The sequence below is a fragment of the uncultured Bacteroides sp. genome (genome assembly GCF_905207245.1).
GTDB lineage: Bacteria > Bacteroidota > Bacteroidia > Bacteroidales > Bacteroidaceae > Bacteroides.
Genome location: NZ_CAJLKP010000051.1, coordinates 39264 through 46258 on the forward strand (window position 1 = coordinate 39264; position 6995 = coordinate 46258).

A 6995-nucleotide genomic window follows, 5' to 3' on the forward strand; every position below is an offset into this window, starting at 1 on the left:
TTATGAAGAGAGATTATCGTTTTTATCTATTGTTTGTGGCTGTGTTCCTGATGGCAAGCACCATCACTGCACAAGACTATTTCAGTAATTTCCCCGTAAGGGCGAATCCCAAGATTGTAGGGAAAAAAGTAAGTAGTCGCTTGATGGAGACCAAACACCAACTTTATGGAGACAGAGGCATACATTATGCTGAAGTCTGCACCTGGTATGGAGCACTCCGGTTCGCCGAAATGACGAATGACAAGGAGCTTACCAAGAAGTTGAGAGAACGTTTCGAGTTGCTATTCCATCTGGAGAAAGACTTGCTTCCTCCTCCGATTCATGTAGACCAGAATATGTTCGGTTGTCTGCCTCTGAAACTATATCGCATGACGAAGGACGAGCGTTATAAAGAACTCGGATTGCCGTATGCCGATACGCAATGGATTCTTCCTGAAAAAGCGAATGATGAAGAACGCAAATGGCACAAGAAGGGATACTCCTGGCAGACTCGCCTTTGGATTGATGATATGTATATGATTACCATCGTACAGGCCGAAGCCTATCACGTGACGGGAGATAAAAAATACATCAACCGCGCTGCCAAGGAAATGGTGCTTTATCTGGATGAGATTCAGCGTGAGAACGGTCTCTTTTATCATGCGCCCGATGTGCCCTTCTATTGGGGGCGTGGCGATGGCTGGATGGCTGTGGGCATGACAGAATTGCTTTTCAACCTTCCGGAAAACGATCCTAACCGTCAGCGCATCCTCAAAGGATATCGGTTGATGATGGAGAACCTGAAGAAGTATGTGAATGAAGACGGACTCTGGAACCAGTTGATTGACGAAAAGGATTGCTGGACGGAAACTTCCGGTTCGGCAATGTTTACGTATGCCATGATTTTGGGCGTGAAGAACGGATGGCTGGACAAGGATGAATATGGACCGATTGCCCGCCGTGCATGGTTGGGCCTTTGCAACTATCTTGATGATAATAACGACTTAATGGAAGTTTGCATCGGTACAGGCAAGAAGAACAGCCACCAGTATTATCTGGATCGTCCCCGCATTACAGGTGATTATCACGGACAAGCTCCCATTATTTGGTGTGCTTATGCATTGCTGAGCGAATAAAATGTGATATATTAGCTTCGTTGCTGGAATTTACTCATTCAGTTTTGAATGAAGTGATTTGCAGACTATCTGTCATTCTGAGCTTGTCGAAGAATCTATTCCCCTGCTGTATAGCGCAGCCTTATCCCAAGAGAAGAGATCCTTCGACAAGCTCAGGATGACAGATAGTACTGCTTAGTCATTTGCTTCATGTCTGAACCGAAATGAATATAACCCAATTCCTGATTTGCATTAATTTATAGAATCATATGAAGAATAATCTGTTTCTTATCTGTTTGTTAATCTTGGGAACACTTGGCTCCTGTCAGTCGGCCTCCTCCAAAAAGGATATCGACAACACTTCCACCAATGAAGTGAAAACACTTGTTCCTTTGGGTGACCCGTTCATCATGCTGCACGGTGGAGTATATTATGCTTATGGCACCCATTCCGGCGAAGGAATTGAAGTGTACACTTCCAATGACTTGTTGACCTGGAAGTATGAAGGGATAGCCCTGAATAAGAAAGACTCCTGGGCGGACCGTTGGTTCTGGGCTCCCGAAATCTATGCTGTGAACGGGAAATTCTATATGTACTATTCGGCCGACGAACACATCTGTGTGGCGATTGCCGATTCTCCCGCAGGACCGTTTGTGCAAGAGAAGAAAGAGCCGATGATTACGGATGAAAAGTGCATTGACAACTCTCTGTTCATCGATGATGACGGCACGCCTTACCTTACCTTCGTGCGGTTCAATGACGGCAACAATATTTGGATTGCAGAGTTGGAAAAAGACCTTGTCACTATCAAGAAAGAGACGATGCGTCCCTGCCTCCATGTATCTCAGAAGTGGGAAGAAGTTTGGCCTCGTGTGAACGAAGGTTCATTTATCATTAAGCACAACGGGCTGTACTATATGTCCTATTCCGCCAATAGTTATGAGAGTCCGTTCTATGGAGTGGGCTGTGCCACGGCTACCAATCCGATGGGCACCTGGACCAAATATGAAGAAAATCCTTTGTTGCAAAAGCCCGGCGAACTGGTGGGAGTGGGGCATAGCGCCATGTTTACCGATAAGGCAGGCAAGCTCCGCATTGTCTATCATGCCCATAAAGACAAGGAAAAGATTCATCCGCGCGCCATGTATATCGGAGAAGTCTCCTTCGAGAATGTCAATGGAGTGGACCGCATGAGAATCAGTGAAGGCTATATAACCCCTGAATTAGTAAAATAAAGCCTGTGTAAAGTGAAAAAACTTCGATGAAACGGCGCTTTTTTCGAAGTCGCTGACGGGTGGCAACCTACTTGTCTGCATTACATAAGTATCCGCTGTACCTTTCGAAGTAGGACTTAGCACCTTTACGTCCCGGACTTAGCACCTTTGAGTCCGGGACTGAACTATTAGAACATCCCTATGTTATCTCCTGAAACATCCGGATGTTTTAGGGTAAAACACCCCCATGTTTTGGGTCAAAACATCCCCATGTTTTAGGGTAAAACATCCGGGTGTTTTCGATGCTCAGTCCGGGAGTGTTCTGTGCACAGTCCTGCAGTGTTGTGTGCTCAGTCCTGCGATGGGATAGGCAAAGTATAGGCAATCCGGGTAAAAAACAGGGGTAGAGCTTTCTCCGGGCATACTTTCGCTGTGCTTATAACTGTGAAAGAGACGATATTTTTATTTATTGAAATGCTTCTCTTATCGTTTATCGTCAAATAGAGCTATATTTGGCAACGAATCTATAAAAACACAAGGATGGACAAGAGAATCATAGCCCTCATTAGTTTTCTTTGCTGTATGGTTTGCTGGGCACAAGCGGCAAATGAACATTACTATTTCAGAAATCTTAGTATCAAGGACGGACTGTCACAGACCACGGTCAATGCAATCATGCAGGATAAGAAAGGATTTATGTGGTTTGGCACTAAAGGGGGACTGAGCCGGTATGACGGATTGTCGTTCCGGAACTTCAAGCGTGACATGACTGACAGCCACAGTCTGGGGAATAACTTTGTGACTTGCCTCTACGAGGATAATGATGGGGATATTTGGGTAGGCACGGATGCAGGACTGTACATCTACTGCTCGGATAAAGAGACTTTTGTCCCCTTCGACCGATTGAGCGAGGAAAACACGAAAATAGAGCGCACTGTTTCCGCCATTTCTGGTGATAAGCAAGGGCGGGTGTGGGTAGCTGTTGAAACACAGGGACTATTCTGTTATGATGCCCAAAAGGAAAAACTCCATAATTATATACTGAATGAATTCTCAGCCAACGTAAATAGCTTCTCTTTCGATAATAGCGGAACTATCTGGATAGGCTTCTACGGTAATGGCCTGTTCTATTCAAAGGACAATTTAAAGACGCTTCACCCTTATCTTTCGCCAAAGGACAGCAATGAAGTTTTCAAGGACGATGTGGTGATGAATGTTGTGCCGGGAGCTTACAATTGCCTTTATATTAGCTCTATACGACAGGGTGTGCAGGAGCTGAACCTCACTTCCGGCAACCTGCGTAATCTACTGATGGTGGACGAAACCGGTGAGATGGTCTTTTGCCGCGATTTACTGGTCAACTCAGACAGCGAACTATGGATTGGAGCTGAGTCGGGAGTTTATATCTACAATCTCCGTACGGATAAATATGTGCATCTGCATAGCTCCAAAGATGATCCTTATTCTTTGTCGGATAATGCAATCTATTCGTTGTGTGAGGACAAGGAAAGTGGCATTTGGGTGGGTTCGTACTTCGGTGGAGTGGATTATTATCCGAAGCCCTATACTTATTTTGAGAAGTATTACCCGAAGGACGGAGAAAACACTTTGCAGGGCAAACGTGTCCGCGAGTTCTGCCAGGACAACAAAGGCATACTGTGGATTGGCACCGAAGACGGCGGTCTGAACCGTTTCGACCCGAAGACAAAGACCTTTTCTTTCTTTGCACCCAGTTCCGGATTTACCAACATCCACGGGCTGTGCATGGTGGGTGACAAGCTATGGGTGGGAACTTTTTCCAAAGGCTTAAAGATAGTAGATACCAATACAGGCAGTATTCTGAAGACTTATCAGAAAACAGATTCTCCACGTTCGTTGATAGACAATAGCATCTTTGCCATTTACAGGACAGTCACAGGTGATATTTATCTGGGAACCATGTTCGGGCTGTTGAAGTATAATGAACAAACTGATGATTTTGACAGAATCACGGAACTGGCCGGCAAATTTGTATACGATATAAAAGAAGACTCGGGAGGCAATCTGTGGCTGGCAACTTATGCCAATGGTGCATACTGCTACAACGTCAATGAAAAACGGTGGAAGAACTATGTGCATAATGAGGATAACAAGGAGAGTCTTCCTTATGATAAGGTGCTGAGTATCTTTGAAGATTCTCACCGGCAAATCTGGCTGACCACACAAGGAGGAGGATTCTGCCTGTTTCATCCTGATACGGAAACATTCACCAGTTACGATTCGTCCAATGGCCTGCCTAATGATGTTGTCTATCAGATTGTAGAGGATGTGGACGGATTGTTCTGGCTGACGACAAACAGCGGACTGGCCTGTTTCAACCCTAACACAAAGCAGGTGAAGGTGTACACGACAGCCAATGGGCTGCTTGGCGATCAATTCAACTACCGTTCCGGTTATAGGGATGAGGCTGGTGCTATTTATTTGGGAAGCATCGATGGTTTTGTTGTGTTCAATCCCAAGACATTTACTGAAAATAAGAACCTGCCGCCAGTGGTGATTACGGACTTTATGTTGTTCAATCGCGAAGTTCGTGCCGGAGAAAACAATGCTCCTCTTGAAAAGAGCATTACTTTCTCCGACAGGATTACGCTTAAGTCCGACCAAAATTCATTCTCCTTCCGTATTGCCGCTCTCGGCTATCAGCTCCCGAAGATGAATAAACTGATGTACAGGCTTGATGGCTTTGATAAAGACTGGATAACGGTGGGAGAGAGCCCTATCGTCACCTATTCCAACTTGGGATATGGCGATTACCTGTTCCGCGTGAAAGCCTCTAACAGTGATGGGATATGGAATCCTGATGAACATCTGCTGTATATCCATATCCTTCCTCCTTTCTATTTCTCCATCTGGGCTTACTGCATTTATGCATTACTTATAATAGGTTGCTCCGTATATGCTTTCTGGTATTTCAAGCAACGCAGCAGTAGGCAGCACCGCCGCCAACTGGAGAAGTTTGAACAGGAAAAGGAACGTGAGATTTATAACGCCAAGATAGATTTCTTCACGAATGTGGCGCATGAAATCAGAACTCCGCTGACATTGATAAAGGGACCTCTGGAGAACATCATCCTGAAGAAACATCTGGACCCCGAAACTCATGAAGACCTGAATATTATGCAGCATAATACGGAGCGGTTGCTGAACCTCACCAACCAGCTTCTGGACTTCAGGAAAGTGGAGAGCCAAGGCTATCGGTTGAACTTTGCCAAATGTGATATTACGAATGTGCTTAGGGAGACTTATATGCGGTTCACTTCCCTTTCCCGTCAGAAAGGTTTTGACCTGACGTTAGAGATGCCGGAAGAGAACTTCTGTGCTCATGTCAATCGCGAAGCTTTTACCAAGATTATAAGTAACCTTCTGAATAATGGAATGAAGTATGCCGATACCTATGTGCATATTAAGTTGGAAGTGGATGCGGAGAACCAGGCGTTCTATGTCACCACTAAGAATGACGGAGTGATTATTCCCGATGAAATGAAGGAAGAGATTTTCCAGCCTTTTGTCCGTTTCAGCGAGAAAGAGGAGGGGAAAGTAACTACAGGTGCAGGCATAGGGCTGGCTCTTTCCCGTTCGTTGGCGGAACTCCATCGTGGTAGTCTGGTTATGCTTCCGGGAGAAGATGCAAATGTTTTCCGCCTGACGCTTCCTATTATTCAGGATATGGCCATTTCACTGGATTCGGATGTGGTGGGCAAGGAAGTAGAGTTGCAGACAGGAACATCCGGTGAGCATTTTTCTGATGATAAGCAGGAAGGGAAGCAGCAACGGACAAGCAAGCATGTGGTTTTGGTTGTGGAAGATAATCCGGATATGCTTGCTTTCATCGAACGCCAGTTATCGTCCGAATATACAGTGCTGACTGCTACCAATGGTAGGGAGGCTTTGCAGGCTCTGGATAGTAATTTTGTGAATCTGGTGGTGAGTGATGTTGTTATGCCTTTGATGGATGGTTTTGAATTGTGCAAAATCATAAAGTCGGAGGTAGGCTATAGCCATATTCCCATTATCCTTTTGACTGCCAAGACTAATATTCAATCTAAGATTGAAGGTATGGAATTGGGGGCGGATTCGTATATTGAGAAGCCATTCTCACCGGAATATCTTCTGGCTGTGGTTTCCAATCTGATAAATAACAGGGAAAAGCTCCGCCAGAACTTCGCTAAATCTCCGTTTGTGGCGGTCAACACAATGGCACTGACCAAGGCTGATGAGGAATTTATTAAGAAACTGAATGAGATTATTCTCTCTAATCTTTCCAACCAGGAGTTCAGCATGGATGATATAGCGGATAGTCTGAATATGAGCCGTTCCAGCTTCTATCGTAAGATGAAGGGGGTGCTGGACCTTACTCCGAACGAGTATTTGCGTTTGGAGCGTCTGAAGCGTGCCGCTCAGTTGTTGAAGGAAGGTGAGAGTCGCATCAATGAGATTTGCTACATGGTGGGATTCAACTCTTCTTCTTATTTCTCAAAATGTTTTCAGAAGCAATTCGGGGTACTTCCAAAAGACTTTGTAGGGTAAGGTATTCTGCTGGGGGAATTTAAAACTGTATAAAAAGGAGTGAAAGTGATTAGCGTTTAGTGATTAGCAGTACTATCTGTCATCCTGAGCGTAGTCGAAGGATCTACTCTCTTGGCATAAG

General features: G+C 45.1%; 3 protein-coding genes. All 3 read left to right on the forward strand.

Going from position 1 to position 6995, the window contains the following annotated elements; genetic code table 11:
* Window positions 1-2: 2 nt before the first annotated feature.
* The 3 genes from QZ135_RS15550 to QZ135_RS15560 all read left to right on the forward strand — a co-directional run bounded on the left by QZ135_RS15550 (window position 3) and on the right by QZ135_RS15560 (window position 6874).
* Window positions 3-1115 (forward strand): glycoside hydrolase family 88 protein, encoded by a 1113-nt coding sequence (locus QZ135_RS15550; protein WP_294611166.1) that lies wholly within the window; start codon window positions 3-5, stop codon window positions 1113-1115.
* Window positions 1116-1363: 248 nt separating this feature from the next.
* The gene (locus QZ135_RS15555) at window positions 1364-2329 is read left to right on the forward strand and encodes a glycoside hydrolase family 43 protein (protein WP_294611168.1); all 966 of its coding nucleotides are present in this window, start codon (window positions 1364-1366) and stop codon (window positions 2327-2329) included.
* Between the two features lie 519 nt (window positions 2330-2848).
* Window positions 2849-6874 carry a two-component regulator propeller domain-containing protein gene (locus QZ135_RS15560; protein WP_294611170.1) on the forward strand — a complete coding sequence of 1342 codons (4026 nt, stop codon included), beginning with the start codon at window positions 2849-2851 and terminating at the stop codon, window positions 6872-6874.
* The last annotated feature ends 121 nt before the right edge of the window (window positions 6875-6995 follow it).

Excerpts from the sequence above, each read along its gene's own strand:
- QZ135_RS15550 (WP_294611166.1), top strand. The coding sequence starts at position 3 with ATGAAGAGAGATTATCGTTTTTATCTATTGTTTGTGGCTGTGTTCCTG.
- QZ135_RS15555 (WP_294611168.1), top strand. The coding sequence starts at position 1,364 with ATGAAGAATAATCTGTTTCTTATCTGTTTGTTAATCTTGGGAACACTT.
- QZ135_RS15560 (WP_294611170.1), top strand. The coding sequence starts at position 2,849 with ATGGACAAGAGAATCATAGCCCTCATTAGTTTTCTTTGCTGTATGGTT.